The sequence below is a fragment of the Streptomyces antimicrobicus genome, from assembly GCF_020532625.1.
Taxonomy (GTDB): Bacteria; Actinomycetota; Actinomycetes; order Streptomycetales; family Streptomycetaceae; genus Streptomyces; species Streptomyces antimicrobicus.
On the sequence record NZ_JAJAUY010000051.1, the window covers coordinates 22,502 to 38,102 of the forward strand.

Sequence of the window (15,601 nt, forward strand, 5' to 3'; positions counted from 1 at the left end):
CCGCGAGGGAGCCGTCGCAGCAGGTGCCCGGCGGACGCGGAACGGCCGCCCGGGCGGTGGGTCGCGCCCGGCGGTGCGGGCCGCGGGCGCGAGGCGCGGGTCAGATGCGCACGCCGTGGCCCCGGAGGTAGCGCAGCGGGTCGATGTCGGAGCCGTACCCGGGGCCCGTACGCATCTCGAAGTGCAGGTGCGGGCCGGTGCTGTTGCCCGTGGAGCCGGAGCGGCCGATGCGCTGCCCGCCGGAGACCTGCTGGCCGGCCTTGACCGAGACCGCCGAGAGGTGGGCGTACTGGGAGTACTTGCCGTCCGTGTGCTTGATCACGATCTGGTAGCCGTACGCCCCCGCCCAGCCGGCCGAGACGACCTGGCCGGGTCCGACGGACTTGACCGCGGTGCCGGTCGGCACGGGGAAGTCGACCCCGGTGTGGTAGCCGCTGCTCCACGAGGAGCCGGGCACCTTGTAACGGGTGCCGAGCGCGGCGTCGACGGGCGCGGTGAAGGACGGCGCGGACGCCTGCTGCCGCGCCGAGGCCGACTCGGTCACGCGCTGCTGCGGGGCGGGCGCGGGGCGCGGCTGCTGCGCCTTCGGCTGCGCGCTCTTCGGCTGCGCGCTCTTCGGCTGCTCGGTCCGGGGCTTCTCCGTCCGCTGCCCGCCCGGGGCGCCGGACGGGACGGGGTCGGCGGTGCGCGGCGGCTTCTCCGGGCGGGGTGCGGGCGCCGTGGGCGGCGCGGCGGTGATCCGCAGCGTCAGGCGCTGGCCCGGGAAGATCAGGTGCGGGTTGTCCCCGACGGTGGCCCGGTTCGTCTCGTAGAGGGCCTGCCAGCCGCCCTCGACGTGCCGGCGGGCGGCGATCGAGGAGAGGGAGTCGCCGGGCGCGACGACGTAGGGGCTGGGCAGCACGGTGGTGCCGGTGGCGCGCGGCTCGGCGCCCTGCCGGGCGGGCGCGCCGGCCTGCTGCGGCCCCGGCTGCTGCGGTACGGCCCCCTGGGTCTTGGCCTGCTGGTGCGGGGACTGCTGGCGCTGGGCCCGCTCGTTCCCGGGCTGCTCGCGCTTCGGCGCCTGCGCCTGCGCCTGGGGCCGGTGGGACGTGGCCGGCGTGGTCAGCGGGGCCGGCCCGCCCCGCTCCAGTCCCGCCTTCTTCGAGCAGACCGGCCAGGCTCCCGGGCCCTGCCCCTTGAGGACCTTCTCGGCGACCGCGATCTGCTGCTCGCGGGTGGCGAGGTCGGCGCGGGGCGCGTAGGCCGTACCGCCGAACTCGCGCCAGGTGCTCCGGCTGAACTGGAGCCCGCCGTAGTAGCCGTTGCCGGAGTTGATGTGCCAGTTGCCGGTGGACTCGCAGGCCGCGACCTTGTTCCAGGTGTCGACGGACGCCGCCTCGGCGGCGCCGGCGCCCATGAGGGGCAGGGCTATGCCGGCTCCCGACGCGGTGACCGCGAGTGAAGCCCGGTTGATGGTGCTCGGCTGGTACCTGCGGTGTCGACCCCGTACACCCATGGGAGCCCCCCTGGAAGACATCAGGAGTCCCTCAACCTAACGGCCCCTCCGAAGCATTGACAAGGGTCGCAACAGGGCGCACACAAGGCGAAGTTGATGCTCCGTCGCCCCGTCCTTGATCCGTCCGGGGCGGGATCGCGGTAGCGTCGGCACGGACCGCACATCGACGCACGCAGGAGCGCACGCATGAGCAGCACAGCCCAGATCGGCGTCACCGGGCTCGCAGTGATGGGCAGCAACCTGGCCCGGAACTTCGCCCGCAACGGCTTCACCGTCGCCGTGCACAACCGCACCGCCGCCAAGACCCGCGCGCTGGTGGCGGAGCACGGTGACGAGGGGACGTTCGTGGCGGCCGAGTCCGCCAAGGAGTTCGTGGACGCGCTGGAACGCCCCCGCCGGCTGATCGTCATGGTGAAGGCGGGTGAGCCGACGGACGCCGTCATCGACGAGTTCGCCCCGCTGCTGGAGCCGGGCGACGTCATCATCGACGGCGGCAACGCCCACTTCGAGGACACCCGCCGCCGGGAGCGCCAGCTGCGGGAGCGGGGCATCCACTTCGTCGGCGTCGGCATCTCCGGCGGCGAGGAGGGCGCGTTGCTCGGCCCGAGCATCATGCCCGGGGGTTCGGCGGAGTCGTACGCGTCACTCGGGCCGCTGCTGGAGAAGATCGCCGCCAAGGCCGCCGACGGCACCCCGTGCACCTCGCACATCGGCCCGGACGGGGCCGGTCACTTCGTGAAGATGGTGCACAACGGCATCGAGTACGCCGACATGCAGCTGATCGCCGAGGCGTACCACCTGCTGCGCGACGTCGCCGGCTACTCCCCCGCGCGGATCGCGGAGACCTTCCGCGCCTGGAACCGGGGCCGGCTCGACTCGTACCTGATCGAGATCACCGCCGAGGTGCTGGCCCACACCGACGCCGCGACCGGCCGGCCGTTCGTGGACGTGGTGGCGGACGCCGCCGAGCAGAAGGGCACCGGCCGCTGGACCGTGCAGATCGCCCTGGACCTCGGGGTACCGGTGTCCGGGATCGCCGAGGCGGTGTTCGCCCGGTCGGTCTCCGGGCATGCCGCGCTGCGGGCGGCCTCGGCGGAGCTGGCCGGGCCGCGGGCGACGCCGCTGTCGGGCGCGGAGGCGGACGCGTTCGCCGCGCAGGTGGAGCAGGCCCTCTACGCGTCCAAGATCGTCTCGTACACGCAGGGCTTCCACCAGATCCGGGCCGGCAGCGAGCAGTACGAGTGGGGCGTGGACCCGGGCGCCGTGGCCGCGCTGTGGCGGGGCGGCTGCATCATCCGCGCCGCCTTCCTGGACCGGATCAAGGCCGCCTACGACGCCCGGCCGGACCTGCCGAGCCTGCTGTCCGACGCGGGCTTCGCGGGCGAGATCGCGGCGGCGCAGGACGACTGGCGGGCGGTGCTGGTCGCGGCCGTGCGCCAGGGCATCCCGGTGCCGGCCTTCGCCGCCTCGCTGGCGTACTACGACGCGCTGCGCGCCGAGCGGCTGCCCGCGGCCCTGACCCAGGGCCAGCGGGACTTCTTCGGGGCGCACACCTACCGGCGCACGGACCGCGAGGGCTCGTTCCACACGCTCTGGAGCGGGGACCGCTCCGAGGTCTCCACGGACTGACGGGCGCGCTGCCGGAGGTTGCGTCGGGCCCGCGACGAGCGCTCCCGACGGGAGCGCGACCGGCGCTCCCGGCGCGACCCGGTCCCGGGGAGCGCTCCTGCCGGGACCCGGTGAGCGTTCTCGTCGGGGCGGGAGCGCTCCGGACGGGCCCGAGGAGCCCGCCTACCGGCGGGTCGGCCGCCCGGGCGGTCGGCCCGTCCGGCCGAGCGGTCCGGGCTGCGGGATCGGCGCGGGGCCCGGCGGCGGGGGGATCGGGTCGGGCTCGGGGACCGGGGCCGGCTGCGGCGGGTCCGGGCGCGGGATCGGCTCGGGGTCCGGGAACGGGTGGGGGCCCGGGGTCGGCGGCGTCGGCGGCGGCTCGGGCGGCGGGGGCTGGGTCTGGTCGATCGATGCTGCCATGTGCCCCACCTTCCCCCGTTCCGCGCCGCTACGCCCGCCGGGCCAGCGCCGCCGCGAGGCCCCGCGCCGGGCTGGCGAGGACCGGGAGCCCGGTGGTCACCAGGGCCTCGGCCCCGGCCATGGAGGCCTGGGCCAGCACGACGACGTCGGCGTCGGTGACCGCGTCCGCCGCGGCGGCCACCCGGGCGAGGTACCCGGCCCCGTCCCCGGCCTCGAACCGCTCCCAGGCGCCCTCGACCACCCGGGGGAGGATCCGCACCGGCCGCGGACCGGCCTCCTCCGCCAGGAGGTCCGTGGTCGGGCCCAGCGTGCTCTCCAGGGCGGCCAGCACCGCGATCCGCGGCCCGCGGCGGACGGCCTCGGCGCACATCGGCCGGTCCACCCGCAGGACGGGCACCCCGAGGGCAGGGGCGAGCGATTCGGCCACGCCGCCGAGGGTCGAGCAGGTGCACAGCACCGGGGCGCGGTCCCCGGCCGGGCCGTCCCCGAGCAGCACGAGGAGCTCCCCGGCCACCGCTCCGGGGCCGGTGGCGCGCGCCCGGTCCAGCAGCCGGGGCGCCACCAGGTGCCGTAGCACCGCTCCCGGATGATCGCGGTCGCGGAGCGCGTCGAAGACCGGGACGTGCGCCGGGGAGGTGTGCAGCAGCGTCAGCGTGGTCACCACCGCCGCGGGTCCGCCTCCAGCTCGGCCGTGGCCGCAGTCACCGTCGCCGGGTCCGCGGCGGGCGCCCGGTCGGGGTGCCGGGCCGCCCATGCGGCGGCGTACGGGCACAGCGGCACCACCGGCACCTGCTCCTCGGCGGCGGTCTCGTAGAACCGCGCGACGAGCTGCCCGCCGATGCCCCGGCCCTCCTGCCCCGGCTCGACCACGGTGTGGACGGCCACCAGCGCGTGCGGGGCCGCGGCCAGCACGAAGTAGGCGAGGGAGCCGACGAGCTCCCCCTCCTCACGGGCCTCCAGCCGGCCCGCCTCCCGCAAGTCGTGGATCTCGATCGCCATGCCTGCTCCCCCTCGCCGTGACGGCTGTCCGCGCTGCGGTGGTCAGCGTGCGACCGCGTGCGGGCCGCGCTGCTGTTCGGTCCCCGGGACCGGGGCGGACGGGTCCGCACCCAGCTCGACGATCCGGTTGTCGGCGTCCACGTGCACCACCTTGGGCTTGAGCGCCCGCGCCTCGGCGTCGTCGACCTGGGCGTAGCTGATGAGGATCACGAGGTCGCCGGGGTGCACGAGATGGGCGGCGGCCCCGTTGATCCCGATGACCCCGGAGCCGCGCTCGCCCTCGATGACGTACGTCTCCAGCCGCGCCCCGTTGTCGATGTCGACGATGTGCACGAGCTCCCCGGGCAGCAGGTCCGCCGCCTCCATGAGCGCGGCGTCGATGGTCACGGAGCCGACGTAGTGCAGGTCGGCCTGGGTGACGGTGGCCCGGTGGATCTTGGACTTGAACATGGTGCGAAGCATGAGGAAACTCCCGAAATATCTGCTCCCTGCCTGCTTCACGCAGGTCAAGGGCGGTCTCCGGAGCCTACAACGATTCGCGTGCCCGGTCAGCCTTCCCCAGGACTTTCAGGACTCGTGCTGACCGAGCGCCGACACAAGCTCTTCATGCCCTGTGCATGGTCCGGGCACGGCTCCTCGATCCATGATCGGCGCATGCCCGTGCCGGCCGTCGAGGAGCAGTGACCATGTCCAGCCGCCGTACCTTCCTGTCCGGTTCGACCGCCGTGCTCGGTCTGGCCACCGTCACCGCCACCGCCGCGGGGGAAGACGGGGCGGCGGCCGCCTCGGTGGCGGCCCCCGAGACGGCGGACGCCCCGGTCGGCAGGCCGCCGAACTTCGTCGTCGTCCTCGCCGACGACCTCGGGTACGGCGAACTCGGCGCCTACGGCCAGAAGCTGATCACCACACCCCGCCTGGACCGGCTCGCCGCCGAGGGACTGCGTTTCACCGACGCCTACTCCACCGCCGCCGTGTGCGCGCCCTCCCGCTGCTCCCTGCTGACCGGGCTGCACACCGGCCACTCCACGGTGCGGGCCAACCCCTCCGCCGGCGGGCAGGGGTCGCTCACCTCGACCGACACGACGTTCGCCCAGGTGCTGCGGGCCCGCGGCTACCGGACGGCCCTGATCGGCAAGTGGGGCTTCGGACCGGAGACGGCGGGCCAGGAGAGCCATCCGGCGGCCCGCGGGTTCGAGGAGTTCTACGGATACATCACGCACGGCCACGCCCACGAGTACTACCCCGAGTACCTGTGGCACAACGACGTCAAGGAGCCCGTCCCGGCCAACGCCGGCGGCGTGAAGGCCGTCTACGCCCCGGACCTGCTGGAGCGGCGCGCCCTGGAGTTCATCGACGCCCACGCCGACGAGCCGTTCCTGCTGCTGCTCACCCCGAACGTGCCGCACGCGCCCAGCGACGTGCCCGACACCAGCGCGTACGCCGACCGCGGCTGGACGGCCGCCAACAAGGGGCACGCCGCTCAGGTCAGCCACTTCGACGCGCTGGTCGGCAAGGTGGTCGACCGGCTCCGCGCCCGCGGGATCGAGCAGGACACCGTCGTCCTCGTCACCAGCGACAACGGCCCCCACGAAGAGGGCGGCGTGAACCCCGACCTGTTCGACGCGAACGGACCGCTGCGCGGCTACAAGCGCAACCTCTACGAGGGCGGCGTACGGGTCCCCCTCATCGCCTGGGGCCCCGGCCGCGTCAGGCCGGGCACCAGCGACCGGCCGACCCCGCTGACCGACGTCCTCCCCACCCTGGCCGAGCTCGGCGGTGCCCCCTCCCCCACCGACATCGACGGGCTGTCCGCCGCTCCCCTGCTCGCCGGCAGCGCCGACTCGGCCCGCCACGGACACCTGTACTGGTTCCGCGACGAGTGGGGCGTCACCAGCCGGGCCGACGCCCAGGACGGCAAGCGCGCGACCTGGCTGGCCGAGGCGGTCCGCCAGGACAACTGGAAGGCCGTCCGCTTCGCCCCCGAACGGGACCACGACCTCCCCGACGACACATGGCAGGTGGAGCTGTACGACCTGGCCACCGACCCCGGCGAGAGCCGCAACGTCGTCGACAGGCATCCGGCGAGGGCCGGAGAACTCGTGGCGCTGATGCGCTCCTCCTGGAAGGACACCTGTCCGCGCAAGCCCTTCGGCGCGCGGCTGACCCTGCCCGGGCCGGCCGTCCCCGGCGAGGCGTTCACCGTCACCGCCACGCTGGACAACGGCTCCGCACGGCCCTGGACCAACGCCGCGCTCACCGTGCGCGCCCCCTCGGGCTGGACCGTGGCCCCCGTCTCCCCCGGCACGGCGGACCAGCTCGCCGCGGGCGGTCGCCTCACCGCCTCCTGGCAGGTGACCCCGCCCGCGGACGCCGGCCCGGCCACCGCATGGGCGCTGGTCGCGGAAGGCACCGCCGACACGCCGTCCGGGCCGGTCCGCTACCCGGCGACGGGCACCGTCCGGACCCCGCCGGCCGCTCCCGTGCGCGACTCGTACCTCTCCGACCTCGCCTGGATCAGCGCCACCAACGGCTGGGGGCCGGTGGAGCGCGACACCTCCAACGGCAGGAGCGCCGCCGGCGACGGCCCCCTGATCTCCTTCGGCGGCACGACGTACCCCAAGGGCCTGGGCGTCCACGCGCCCAGCGACATCGCCTACCACCTCGGCGCCGCCGCCCGGCGGTTCACGTCCCTGGTCGGCATCGACGACTTCTCCGCCCGGCAGAGCAGCGCGGGCGCCACCCGGGCCAAGGTCTACGGCGACGACCGCCTGCTGCTGACCACCCCCACGCTCACGGCCGCCACCGGCCCGGTCCGCGTCGACGTGGACGTCCGCGGGGTGCGCGTCCTGCGCCTCGTGGTCGAGGACGCCAACAACCGCACGTCCTTCGACCACACCTCCTGGGCCCTGGCCCACGTCTCGGTGGGGTGAACACCCCGGCCGTCGATCACACCGAACGGGCCCTGCCGAAGCGGGTGCTCAGGGCACCGCCCGCGGGAGCACCCGCCTCACCCACACCGACGGAGCTTCGATGCCTTCCTGCTGCACCCCAGGACACGGTGGCGCGACCGCTGTCGCGCTCGCGCTCTCCCCGGCCCCGCGGCCACGTGTCGCTGACGCCCGGCGTGCCGCCCGGCGCCTGATCGACCTGCCGGGCGGGCGCTTCCTCATGGGCACCGGCGACCGGGACGCCTTCCCGGCCGACGGCGAAGGCCCGGTGCGCGAGACGGAGGTCGGCCCGTTCCGGATCGCCCCGACGACCGTGACCAACGCACAGTTCGCCGCGTTCGTCCGAGCCACCGGGTACGTCACCGAAGCCGAACACTTCGGCTGCTCCTTCGTCTTCGGCGGTTTCCTGCCCGACGAGGTCGCCGCCGTGTCCCCACCCGTCGCGGCCGTCCCGTGGTGGCGCGCCGTCGCCGGCGCGAGCTGGCGCCGCCCCGAAGGCGCCGGCTCCACGATCGCCCTGCGCCGCAACCACCCCGTCGTCCACGTCTCGTGGCACGATGCCCAGGCCTACTGCGCCTGGTCCGGCACCCGTCTGCCCACCGAGGCCGAATGGGAGTACGCGGCACGCGGCGGGCTGGAGCAGCGCCGCTATCCGTGGGGCGACGAGCTCTCCCCGGGCGGGCGGCACATGTGCAACATCTGGCGGGGTGACTTCCCGGGTCTGAACACGGCGGAGGACGGCTGGAGGGGTACGGCACCGGCCCAGTCCTTCCGCCCCAACGGCTTCGGCCTCTACAACGTCGTCGGCAACGTGTGGGAATGGTGCGCCGACTGGTTCGCACCGGACACCAGCCGCGTGATGCGCGGCGGCTCCTACCTCTGCCACGACTCGTACTGCAACCGCTACCGGGTCGCGGCCCGCAGCTCCAACACGCCGGACAGCTCCACCGGCAACACGGGTTTCCGCGTGGCCGCGGACAGCACCGCGTCCGGCCCGTAGCCCGGCACGGGGCATCACCCGCAGCCCGGCACGGGGCGCCACCGGTCGGCCGCCGTGTCACGGACCCGGCTGCTGAACGGGTTCAGGCCTTGTGGGCGCGGACGACCACCAGCTCTTCCCGCTCCTCGGCCTCGGCCACCAGGCCCTGCCGCTCCAGCCAGGCCCGTCGCGAGCGCAGGACCGGGCCCCAGGGGACGCTCGCCCTCGCGGTGACCCGTGCGGACAGCCCTGCCGCCAGCAGCCGGTCCACGGTCGTGCCGGCCCCGCACAGGCCCGAGTGGACCATCAGCAGTACGCCGCCGGGGCGCAGCAGAGCCGGAGCGGTCGCGCAGATCCGGTCGATCACCGCACGTCCGTCCGGGCCCGCGTCCCAGGCCCGCTGCGGGCCCCGCGTCGGCAGGGAGGCCCCGGGAGCGGGGACGTACGGCGGGTTCGCCACGACCAGGTCGAAGCGCCGGCCGGCGGTGCGGGCGGCGAAGTCGCCGTGCAGGACGCGCAGGGGGAGCCGCCGGAGCAGGGCGTTCACGCGGGCGGAGGCGACAGCCGGCCAGGAGACGTCCACGGCGGTGACGGCGGCGCCGCTGCGGGCGGCGTGCAGGGCCACCGCGCCGGTCCCCGTGCCGATCTCGAGGACGGTCCTCGCGGGCCCCAGGTCCTCCTGGGCGAGCGCCTCGGCGAGCAGGTGGGTGTCCGCCTGCGGGCGGTAGACGCCGGGAAGGGCGACGAGGCCGCCCGCGAGCGGGGTGGACGAGATCATGGTTGTACCGGTCATGCGCGTACCTCCCGGGGTTCCGCGGCGCCCCTGTAGGCCGCTTCGTCGGACGACACCCCCCGACTGCCCCGGGCGGGCCGCCCCATGCGTCACTGCCGGTTGAGCGGCCCCCACCTGCCCCGCTGCTGTGCGATCTCCTCTTCCGCCTCGGCGATGACCTTCCCGTCGACCCAGCCGAGCGGCTGCACGTCCCGTACGAGGGGCTCGTTGTCGGGGCCGCGACCGGCTTCCCTGCCGTGCAGCAGCCAGGGCTTGACCCGCGGGTCCTTGACGCGCGGCAGGTGCGAGTAGTCGTGGAGGCGGCGCGCCACCCAGGTGCGCAGGGGCCGCTGCCCCCACCAGTCCTCGACGGCCAGGGGATTGGCGGACAGCCCCGGCAGTTCGATGCCGGTGAGGTCGTCCCGGCTCGACGGCTCGGGCAGGTCGACGTCCGGTCCCCTCGACCAGCGCACGTACAGGTCGCTGCTCCGGCCGATCAGGCCGGTCAACTCGTCCAGCGAACCGATGACGGCCATCTCCCGGCCGTGGTGGGCCTCCTTCATGGTGGGCGGCTACCCGGGTCCCCCCGCGCCACTCCCGTACCGGCGAGGGCGTCTCGCCCGGCGGCGTCGAGCGGTGGCGGATCCGCGCGGTGCGCGGCGCGGTGCATCCTTGCCCCTGTCGTGGGCAGGCGCAGCCCATGAACACGCCGACGAGGATGAGCTGGGCGGACGGGGAGCCGGCCCGCCTGGTGGCGATGGCCGCCTACGCCGCCTACGCCGCCGCGTGGACCTGGCAGGTGCAGCTGCGGGGTCGGCCCGCCGCCGAACCCGAACGGCCCACGGGAGTGCTGCTGACCGCGGCCGCCACCTTCCGGTTCAGCCGCCTGATCGGCAAGGCCAAGATCACCCGGCCGCTGCGGGCCCCGTTCACGGAGGTGGACGGGGACGGCGCCCCGGCGGAGCTGAACGAGTCCCCCCGGGACGGCCGGCGCGTGCTGGGGGAACTGGCGAGCTGTCCGTTCTGCCTGAGCATGTGGGTGGCCACCGGCCTCACCGGCGCCCGCCTGATCTGGCCGCGCGCGACCGTCGCGGCCGAGCGGACCCTGGCGGTGGTGGCCGTCGCGGACGCCATGCAGCTCGTCTACTCGATGCTGGTCCGCGCCGCGGAAGCCGAACCGGAAGCCGAACCGGAAGACGAGGGCGAGTGACCGGCGGGACGCGCGCGCCACGGCTTCGCCCACGGCTGCTCCGATGGGGTGAGGTGCTCGGGGCGCAGCGTGTGAGCGGCGCTCCGGGCAGCAGGTCCCGGAAGGATGGCCGACTGTTTCCCGCTCGCCCTCGGTCAAAGGCTGGTGCCGTATGACGTTCGATCCTCTGGAGCAGCGGGGCATCCCCCTGGACCGCCAGGTGAGGGGATGGCGGGAGCTGAACGTGACCCCCATCGACCCGGACGCGTCCGATCCGTACACGCGCTGCCGGGTCATCACGATGAACGGCATCGAGGTCGAGGCGATCCTGTTCAGTCACCAGCTCGCCCGGAACACCGTCGACCCGGAGGTCAAGCGGGGCCTGGCCGAGGTGCGTTACGTCGAGGCCCAGCAGCAGAAGGCGGTCAACTGGCTGCTTCCGGGAGTGTCGTCGGTGCTGGAGACGACGATCGCGTACGAGCAGGTGGCCGTGGACCTCACGTCGTGGATCGCCCGGATGGAGCCGGACCCCTACCTGCGGCAGGCGTACGAGTTCGGGGTGCTGGAGGACTTCGACCACCTGTACCGGTACGCGAACCTGTACGAGATGATCGAACACCGCAAGGCCGAGGCGATCGTGGACGGCCTCACGGAGGTCATGCCGGGCCGGCCCACCCGGATGCACCACCGGCACCCGTTCGACAACGTCCGCGACCCCTACGACAAGGCGGCCACCGATCCCCTGTCGAAGCTGCACGCGCTGACGGTGCTGTCGGCCGAGCAGCAGACGATGAACTTCTACATGAACACCGGCCCCACCTACATGGAGCCGATCGCCCGCCAGCTCTACCAGGAGATCGGGCTGGTCGAGGAGGAACACGTCACCCATTACGAGTCCCTCGTCGATCCGGGCGAGACGTGGTGGGAGCAGCTGGTCAACCACGAGTACAACGAGTGCTACCTCTACTACTCGTTCATGGAGCAGGAGTCCCATCCCAAGGTGAAGGCGCTGTGGGAGCTGCACCTGAACATGGAGCTGGAGCACCTGCGCATCGCCTGCGACCTGATGCGCCGGCACGACGGCCGTGAGCCGGAGGAGGTCCTCGCTCCCCAGCTGCCGAACGTGCTGACCTTCGAGCCGAACAAGGAGTACCTGCGCGAGCTCCTCGCGACGCAGATCGACCTCACGACCCTGGGCGCCGGCTACGTCCGTGAGGCGCACGAGCGGTTCGAGCAGATGCAGCAGCGGCTCCACGACGGCGAACGGCCGCCCAGCGACCGCGTCATCGACCAGCACCGGGAGATGTTCGACCGCGACTACCGCCAGGAGACCGAAGGCCCGCACCCCGTCGCGTCCGAGCGCGCCTGATGGCCGGTACGGGGAACGGCGAGGCCATGGACGAGCAGGCCCGGCAGGGCGACCCGGGGGCCGACGAGGACGTGGTGGCGCTCCTCGTGCGCCAGCACGGCCGGATCCACACCCTCTTCGACGAGGTGCGCGCTGCCGAGGGCGCGGAACGCCACGAGCCCTTCCGGCGCCTGATGCACCTGCTCGCCGTGCACGAGACCGCCGAGGAGGAGGTCGTGCACCCCCACGCCCGTTCCGCCTTCGACGGCGGCAGCGACGTGGTGCGGGAGCGGCTCGCCGAGGAGAAGGCGGCCAAGGAGAAGCTCGCCGCCCTGGAGGAGCTGGACGTCCGCGACCCGACGTTCATGCCCACCTTGCTGTCGCTCCGCGACGCCGTCCTGGCACACGCCCGGGCGGAGGAGCGCTACGAGTTCGCCCTGCTGCGCCGCACCACCTCGCCGACCCGGCTGGCCCTGATGGCCGCGGCCGTCAGGGCGGCCGAGGCGACCGCGCCGACGCGCCCCCACCCGGGCGTCGAATCGGCCACCGCGAACCTCACGCTCGCCCCCCCCCTGACGGCCGTCGTCGACCGGGCGCGCGACGCCGTTCGCAGCGCTCTGCGGGACGCCGAGGGCCCTTGACGGCAGCCGCCGGAATCCGTCCCGCCGCCCACCACGCCGCGAGCCACCCCGCTTCCTTCGCCGCGTCCATCAGGTAGGTGGCGGGGATCCGGCGGCGCGGTACGTACACCGCGTCGACGGCCAGGAAGGTCAGCGCCGTGCCGATGCCGGTACGACGGGCGTGGCGCAGGCCTTCGGGGCTGCCGGCCGCCCTCAGCATGCTGATGCCGGCCGAGGCGAGCAGGGCACCGCTCGTCTTCTGCAGCCAGCCGTCGGCCTTGGGCCCGTACACCCGCTCGAAGGTGCGCAGCGAGACCACCGGCCACAGGCCGCCGACCAGGTTGAACAGGCCCTGCGCTCGGGCCACGGTCGTGGGACGGGGCATGACTTCCTCCTCAGGAGGGGCGCTTGCCCGGCCGGCGACGGTGTATGCGCGGGGCGCGTCCGGCCGCCGATTCGAGACGGAGGCGTCCACGATGCGGTCGGGACCTTGCTGGAGAAGGCGCCTTCGGCAAGTATTCCTATCAATCCGATGGGAAAAGGGGGATTCCTTGGGGACGCCGCCTTCCCGCACGTCAGCGCCCGGCACCCCGCGCTCCCGGCCGTCGCCGTGATCCCCGGCCGTCGCCGTGATCCGCGGCCCTCGCCGTGATCCGCGGCCGCCACCACGCCCCGTGCCGTCGCCGTGGCCGTCACCAACCTTCCGGAGTAGCCCCGATGGTCCCCGTCACGCCACCCGCCCCCGCCGCCCGGCCCGCCGAGCTCCCGCCGCACCACCAGCCGCTCCTGCGGACGGCCCGCGACGTGGCGGACGACCTCGCCGCGGACTCCCTCGCCCGCGACGCGGCGGGCCTGCCGCCGGTCGACGAGAAGGCGCGGCTGCGCGAGGCCGGCCTGCTGGCGGCCCTCACACCGCCCGCGCCGGGCCGCGGGGTGGACTGGCGTACCGGGTGCGCCGTCGTACGGACGGTCGCGGCGGCCGACAGCTCCGTCGGCGCCGTGCTCGCCCGCCATTACGTCCACGCCTGGAGCGGGCGGTTCTACGCGGGCCGGCAGCAGGCGGCCGAGCTGGAGGAGGAGGCGCTGCGCGAGCAGTGGCTGTGGACGGGCGCCGTCCGTACCCCCGCGGCCGACGAAGGCACCCGCGCGCCCGACCTCACCCTGAAGCCGCGCACCACCGGCTACGTCCTGAGCGGCCGCCGGTGCGTGGACACCGCGGCGACCGTCGCCGACCGGATCGTGGTCGACGCCGTCTGCGCCGCCACCGGTGACGTGCTGGTCGTGACGGTCTCCCCCGGCGCGCGCGGGGTGAGCGTCGAACCCGCCCCCGACCGCCTCGGCCAGCGCGCCGCCGGCGCGGGCGAGGTCGTCCTGGACCGCGTCACGGTCACGCCCGGGCAGCTGCTGGGGCGCCGTCCCCATGACGAGGAGTCAGCCGCGCCCTTCACCGCACTCGCCGAGCCGGCGCTCCGGCTCGCCCTGTGCCACGTCGCCCTGGGGATCATCGAGGGCGCCCTGACCGAGGCGCGCGACCTCAGCCGGGGCGGCCGTGCGCACCGCCTGCCCGGCGGGGACCCCGACCTCCTGCTGGCGTACGGGGAGCTCGCCTCCGCCGCCCAGACGGCCACCGCCGTCGTCCACCGGGCGACCGGGGCGACGGCGCGGGCGCTCGACACCGGCACCCCCCTCGACGCCGAGGAACCCGCGAGCGTCGCCGCGCTGGTGGCCACGGCCGAGACCGTGGTGTCGAAGGCCGTCCTGGAGGTCACCACGCGGGTCCTGGAACTGGCCGACGCGCCCGGCCTGGACCGCTTCTGGCGCAACGCGCGCGTCCTGACCGCCCACCATCGGGCCACCGGCAGGCTGCGCTCGATCGGCGAGCACTACCTCAACGGCTCCCACCGGGCCGTGGCGGCGGCCTTCCACTGACGTGCCGCCCAGCAGCGGGAGGCGTACGGGATAATGTGCGCATGCGGATCTCAGCCAGGGCGGACTACGCGGTACGGGCCGCGCTGGAGCTGGCGGCGGCGCAGGAGGGCGGGCCGGTGAAGGCCGAGGCCATCGCCGACGCCCAGGACATCCCGCACAAGTTCCTCGAAGGCATCCTGAACGACATGCGCCGGGGCGGCCTCGTGCTCAGCCAGCGCGGCGGCAACGGCGGCTACCGGCTCGCCAGGCCCGCCCGTTCCATCAGCATCGCGGACGTGGTCCGCGTCGTGGACGGACCGCTCGTCTCGGTCCGCGGGGTCCGGCCCCCGGACCTGTCCTACACCGGGCCCGCCCAGTCGCTGCTGCCCTTGTGGATCGCCCTGCGGTCCAACGTGCGCGAGATCCTCGAAGGGGTGACGCTCGCCGACGTCGCCTCGTCCCACCTGCCCGCCGAGGTGTCCGCGCTGACGCGCGCCCCGGACGCCTGGACCAATCCCTGAGGCCGCGCCCCTCTGCCGGCCGCCCCCTGACCGGCCCCTGACCAGCCCCGATCCACCCCCTCCCACCTGCAATTTCTCAATCACCAAGACAGTTTTGTCCGACATATGGGCAACCTCTTGGGACGGCTGACGCGGTCTGCCAAGATGCCTACCAACCCGGTGGGAAAACTAGGAATCAGGAGGTGGCCGCCGTGAGCGCACTGCCGCGCGCAAGCCGTCTGCTGAGCCTGCTCACCAGCCGTCGGCACATCGACCTGGGCCGTACGTCCAGCTCCATCTGTCGCGTTTCCTGACGCCGCACCCCCACCGTCCCCAGGGCCCTCGCACCGGGGGACCGGTCGGCCGTCACCTCCCACGCCGCTCCGCGCCTGCCGCCCTCTTCGCGGCGCCTGCCCGCGAGCGGCGCCGTACGCGCCCCTCGCCGCGTGGCGCGCCTGCGCGCGCCTTCCCGAACACCCACCCCGTGAAAGGACACCTCCGTGTCTGCCGCCAGACCGCTCACCCCCCTGCGCATCATCGCCGCCACGGCGACGCTCCCCCTCCTGCTCACGGCCTGCGGCTACGGCTCCGGGGCGAAGAAGGAGGACGACAAGGCCGGCGCCGCGGCCTCCGGCGGCCAGAAGCTGTCCGCCGCCGAGGTCCGCGTCGGGTACTTCCCCAACCTGACGCACGCCACCGCCCTGGTCGGCCTCCAGGAGGGCCTGATCGCGAAGGAGTTGGGGGACACGAAGATCAAGCCCCAGGCCTTCAACGCCGGCCCGTCGGAGATCGAGGCCCTCAACGGCGGCTCCCTG

17 protein-coding genes and 1 pseudogene are annotated in these 15,601 nt (G+C 74.3%); 10 read left to right on the plus strand and 8 right to left on the minus strand.

Features of this window, described 5'->3' with window-relative positions:
- Positions 1–100 precede the first annotated feature (100 nt).
- On the minus strand, positions 101–1,495 hold the full coding sequence (locus LG632_RS15165) for a transglycosylase family protein (protein WP_226727587.1): 1,395 nt from the start codon (positions 1,493–1,495) through the stop codon (positions 101–103).
- Between the two features lie 186 nt (positions 1,496–1,681).
- Between LG632_RS15165 and gnd the strand changes: the two genes are divergently transcribed.
- Entirely contained in the window at positions 1,682–3,124 is a 1,443-nt protein-coding gene (gnd, locus tag LG632_RS15170; RefSeq protein WP_226727588.1) for an NADP-dependent phosphogluconate dehydrogenase, read from the plus strand.
- 162 nt (positions 3,125–3,286) lie between these two features.
- On the opposite strand, the gene LG632_RS15175 is transcribed toward gnd, so the two are convergent.
- The 4 genes from LG632_RS15175 to panD are packed head-to-tail and all read right to left on the minus strand — an operon-like array spanning position 3,287 to position 4,984.
- Complete coding sequence (locus tag LG632_RS15175) at positions 3,287–3,523, minus strand: hypothetical protein (RefSeq protein WP_226727618.1); 237 nt, start codon at positions 3,521–3,523, stop codon at positions 3,287–3,289.
- 28 nt (positions 3,524–3,551) lie between these two features.
- Complete coding sequence (locus tag LG632_RS15180; protein ID WP_226727589.1) at positions 3,552–4,187, minus strand: aspartate/glutamate racemase family protein; 636 nt, start codon at positions 4,185–4,187, stop codon at positions 3,552–3,554.
- Complete coding sequence (locus tag LG632_RS15185; RefSeq protein ID WP_226727590.1) at positions 4,181–4,522, minus strand: GNAT family N-acetyltransferase; 342 nt, start codon at positions 4,520–4,522, stop codon at positions 4,181–4,183. The genes LG632_RS15180 and LG632_RS15185 overlap by 7 nt, the downstream gene beginning before the upstream one ends.
- A gap of 42 nt (positions 4,523–4,564) precedes the next feature.
- Positions 4,565–4,984, minus strand: coding sequence for an aspartate 1-decarboxylase (panD, locus tag LG632_RS15190; protein WP_226727591.1), 420 nt, complete (start codon positions 4,982–4,984; stop codon positions 4,565–4,567).
- 224 nt (positions 4,985–5,208) lie between these two features.
- Here panD and LG632_RS15195 point away from each other — a divergent pair, with 224 nt between their 5' ends.
- Both LG632_RS15195 and LG632_RS15200 read left to right on the plus strand, forming a co-directional pair.
- Entirely contained in the window at positions 5,209–7,452 is a 2,244-nt protein-coding gene (locus LG632_RS15195) for a sulfatase-like hydrolase/transferase (protein WP_226727593.1), read from the plus strand.
- 100 nt (positions 7,453–7,552) lie between these two features.
- The gene (locus LG632_RS15200; protein WP_226727595.1) at positions 7,553–8,470 is read left to right on the plus strand and encodes a formylglycine-generating enzyme family protein; all 918 of its coding nucleotides are present in this window, start codon (positions 7,553–7,555) and stop codon (positions 8,468–8,470) included.
- 82 nt (positions 8,471–8,552) lie between these two features.
- Here LG632_RS15200 and LG632_RS15205 read toward each other — a convergent pair whose 3' ends face one another.
- Positions 8,553–9,242: a HemK2/MTQ2 family protein methyltransferase gene (locus LG632_RS15205; protein WP_226727597.1), complete on the minus strand. Its 690-nt coding sequence runs from the start codon at positions 9,240–9,242 to the stop codon at positions 8,553–8,555.
- 89 nt (positions 9,243–9,331) lie between these two features.
- Complete coding sequence (locus tag LG632_RS15210) at positions 9,332–9,784, minus strand: DUF6098 family protein (RefSeq protein ID WP_226727599.1); 453 nt, start codon at positions 9,782–9,784, stop codon at positions 9,332–9,334.
- Positions 9,785–9,921: 137 nt separating this feature from the next.
- On the opposite strand from LG632_RS15210, the gene LG632_RS15215 reads away from it, so the two are divergent.
- The 3 genes from LG632_RS15215 (at position 9,922) to LG632_RS15225 (ending at position 12,399) form a co-directional block, all read left to right on the plus strand.
- Positions 9,922–10,431, plus strand: coding sequence for a DUF1360 domain-containing protein (locus tag LG632_RS15215; RefSeq protein WP_226727601.1), 510 nt, complete (start codon positions 9,922–9,924; stop codon positions 10,429–10,431).
- A gap of 151 nt (positions 10,432–10,582) precedes the next feature.
- A complete protein-coding gene (locus tag LG632_RS15220) occupies positions 10,583–11,779 on the plus strand; it encodes a hypothetical protein (RefSeq protein WP_226727604.1) in 1,197 nt (398 codons plus the stop codon).
- Positions 11,779–12,399, plus strand: coding sequence for a hemerythrin domain-containing protein (locus LG632_RS15225; RefSeq protein WP_226727606.1), 621 nt, complete (start codon positions 11,779–11,781; stop codon positions 12,397–12,399). Before LG632_RS15220 ends, LG632_RS15225 begins: the two co-directional genes overlap by 1 nt.
- On the opposite strand, the gene LG632_RS15230 is transcribed toward LG632_RS15225, so the two are convergent.
- Positions 12,314–12,763 (minus strand): hypothetical protein, encoded by a 450-nt coding sequence (locus tag LG632_RS15230; RefSeq protein WP_226727607.1) that lies wholly within the window; start codon positions 12,761–12,763, stop codon positions 12,314–12,316. The genes LG632_RS15225 and LG632_RS15230 overlap by 86 nt on opposite strands.
- Before the next feature lie 332 nt (positions 12,764–13,095).
- Between LG632_RS15230 and LG632_RS15235 the strand changes: the two genes are divergently transcribed.
- The 4 genes and pseudogenes from LG632_RS15235 to LG632_RS15245 all read left to right on the plus strand — a co-directional run.
- A complete protein-coding gene (locus tag LG632_RS15235) occupies positions 13,096–14,307 on the plus strand; it encodes an acyl-CoA dehydrogenase family protein (RefSeq protein WP_226727609.1) in 1,212 nt (403 codons plus the stop codon).
- Positions 14,308–14,348: 41 nt separating this feature from the next.
- Entirely contained in the window at positions 14,349–14,807 is a 459-nt protein-coding gene (locus LG632_RS15240; protein ID WP_226727611.1) for an RrF2 family transcriptional regulator, read from the plus strand.
- Between the two features lie 191 nt (positions 14,808–14,998).
- Positions 14,999–15,100, plus strand: coding sequence for a putative leader peptide (locus tag LG632_RS30730; RefSeq protein WP_374203483.1), 102 nt, complete (start codon positions 14,999–15,001; stop codon positions 15,098–15,100).
- A gap of 186 nt (positions 15,101–15,286) precedes the next feature.
- A pseudogene (locus LG632_RS15245) lies at positions 15,287–15,601 on the plus strand (sulfate ABC transporter substrate-binding protein); the annotation flags it as partial.

Excerpts from the sequence above, each read along its gene's own strand:
- LG632_RS15165 (WP_226727587.1), bottom strand. The coding sequence starts at position 1,495 with ATGGGTGTACGGGGTCGACACCGCAGGTACCAGCCGAGCACCATCAAC.
- gnd (WP_226727588.1), top strand. The coding sequence starts at position 1,682 with ATGAGCAGCACAGCCCAGATCGGCGTCACCGGGCTCGCAGTGATGGGC.
- LG632_RS15175 (WP_226727618.1), bottom strand. The coding sequence starts at position 3,523 with ATGGCAGCATCGATCGACCAGACCCAGCCCCCGCCGCCCGAGCCGCCG.
- LG632_RS15185 (WP_226727590.1), bottom strand. The coding sequence starts at position 4,522 with ATGGCGATCGAGATCCACGACTTGCGGGAGGCGGGCCGGCTGGAGGCC.
- panD (WP_226727591.1), bottom strand. The coding sequence starts at position 4,984 with ATGCTTCGCACCATGTTCAAGTCCAAGATCCACCGGGCCACCGTCACC.
- LG632_RS15195 (WP_226727593.1), top strand. The coding sequence starts at position 5,209 with ATGTCCAGCCGCCGTACCTTCCTGTCCGGTTCGACCGCCGTGCTCGGT.
- LG632_RS15200 (WP_226727595.1), top strand. The coding sequence starts at position 7,553 with ATGCCTTCCTGCTGCACCCCAGGACACGGTGGCGCGACCGCTGTCGCG.
- LG632_RS15205 (WP_226727597.1), bottom strand. The coding sequence starts at position 9,242 with ATGACCGGTACAACCATGATCTCGTCCACCCCGCTCGCGGGCGGCCTC.
- LG632_RS15210 (WP_226727599.1), bottom strand. The coding sequence starts at position 9,784 with ATGAAGGAGGCCCACCACGGCCGGGAGATGGCCGTCATCGGTTCGCTG.
- LG632_RS15215 (WP_226727601.1), top strand. The coding sequence starts at position 9,922 with ATGAACACGCCGACGAGGATGAGCTGGGCGGACGGGGAGCCGGCCCGC.
- LG632_RS15220 (WP_226727604.1), top strand. The coding sequence starts at position 10,583 with ATGACGTTCGATCCTCTGGAGCAGCGGGGCATCCCCCTGGACCGCCAG.
- LG632_RS15225 (WP_226727606.1), top strand. The coding sequence starts at position 11,779 with ATGGCCGGTACGGGGAACGGCGAGGCCATGGACGAGCAGGCCCGGCAG.
- LG632_RS15230 (WP_226727607.1), bottom strand. The coding sequence starts at position 12,763 with ATGCCCCGTCCCACGACCGTGGCCCGAGCGCAGGGCCTGTTCAACCTG.
- LG632_RS15235 (WP_226727609.1), top strand. The coding sequence starts at position 13,096 with ATGGTCCCCGTCACGCCACCCGCCCCCGCCGCCCGGCCCGCCGAGCTC.
- LG632_RS15240 (WP_226727611.1), top strand. The coding sequence starts at position 14,349 with ATGCGGATCTCAGCCAGGGCGGACTACGCGGTACGGGCCGCGCTGGAG.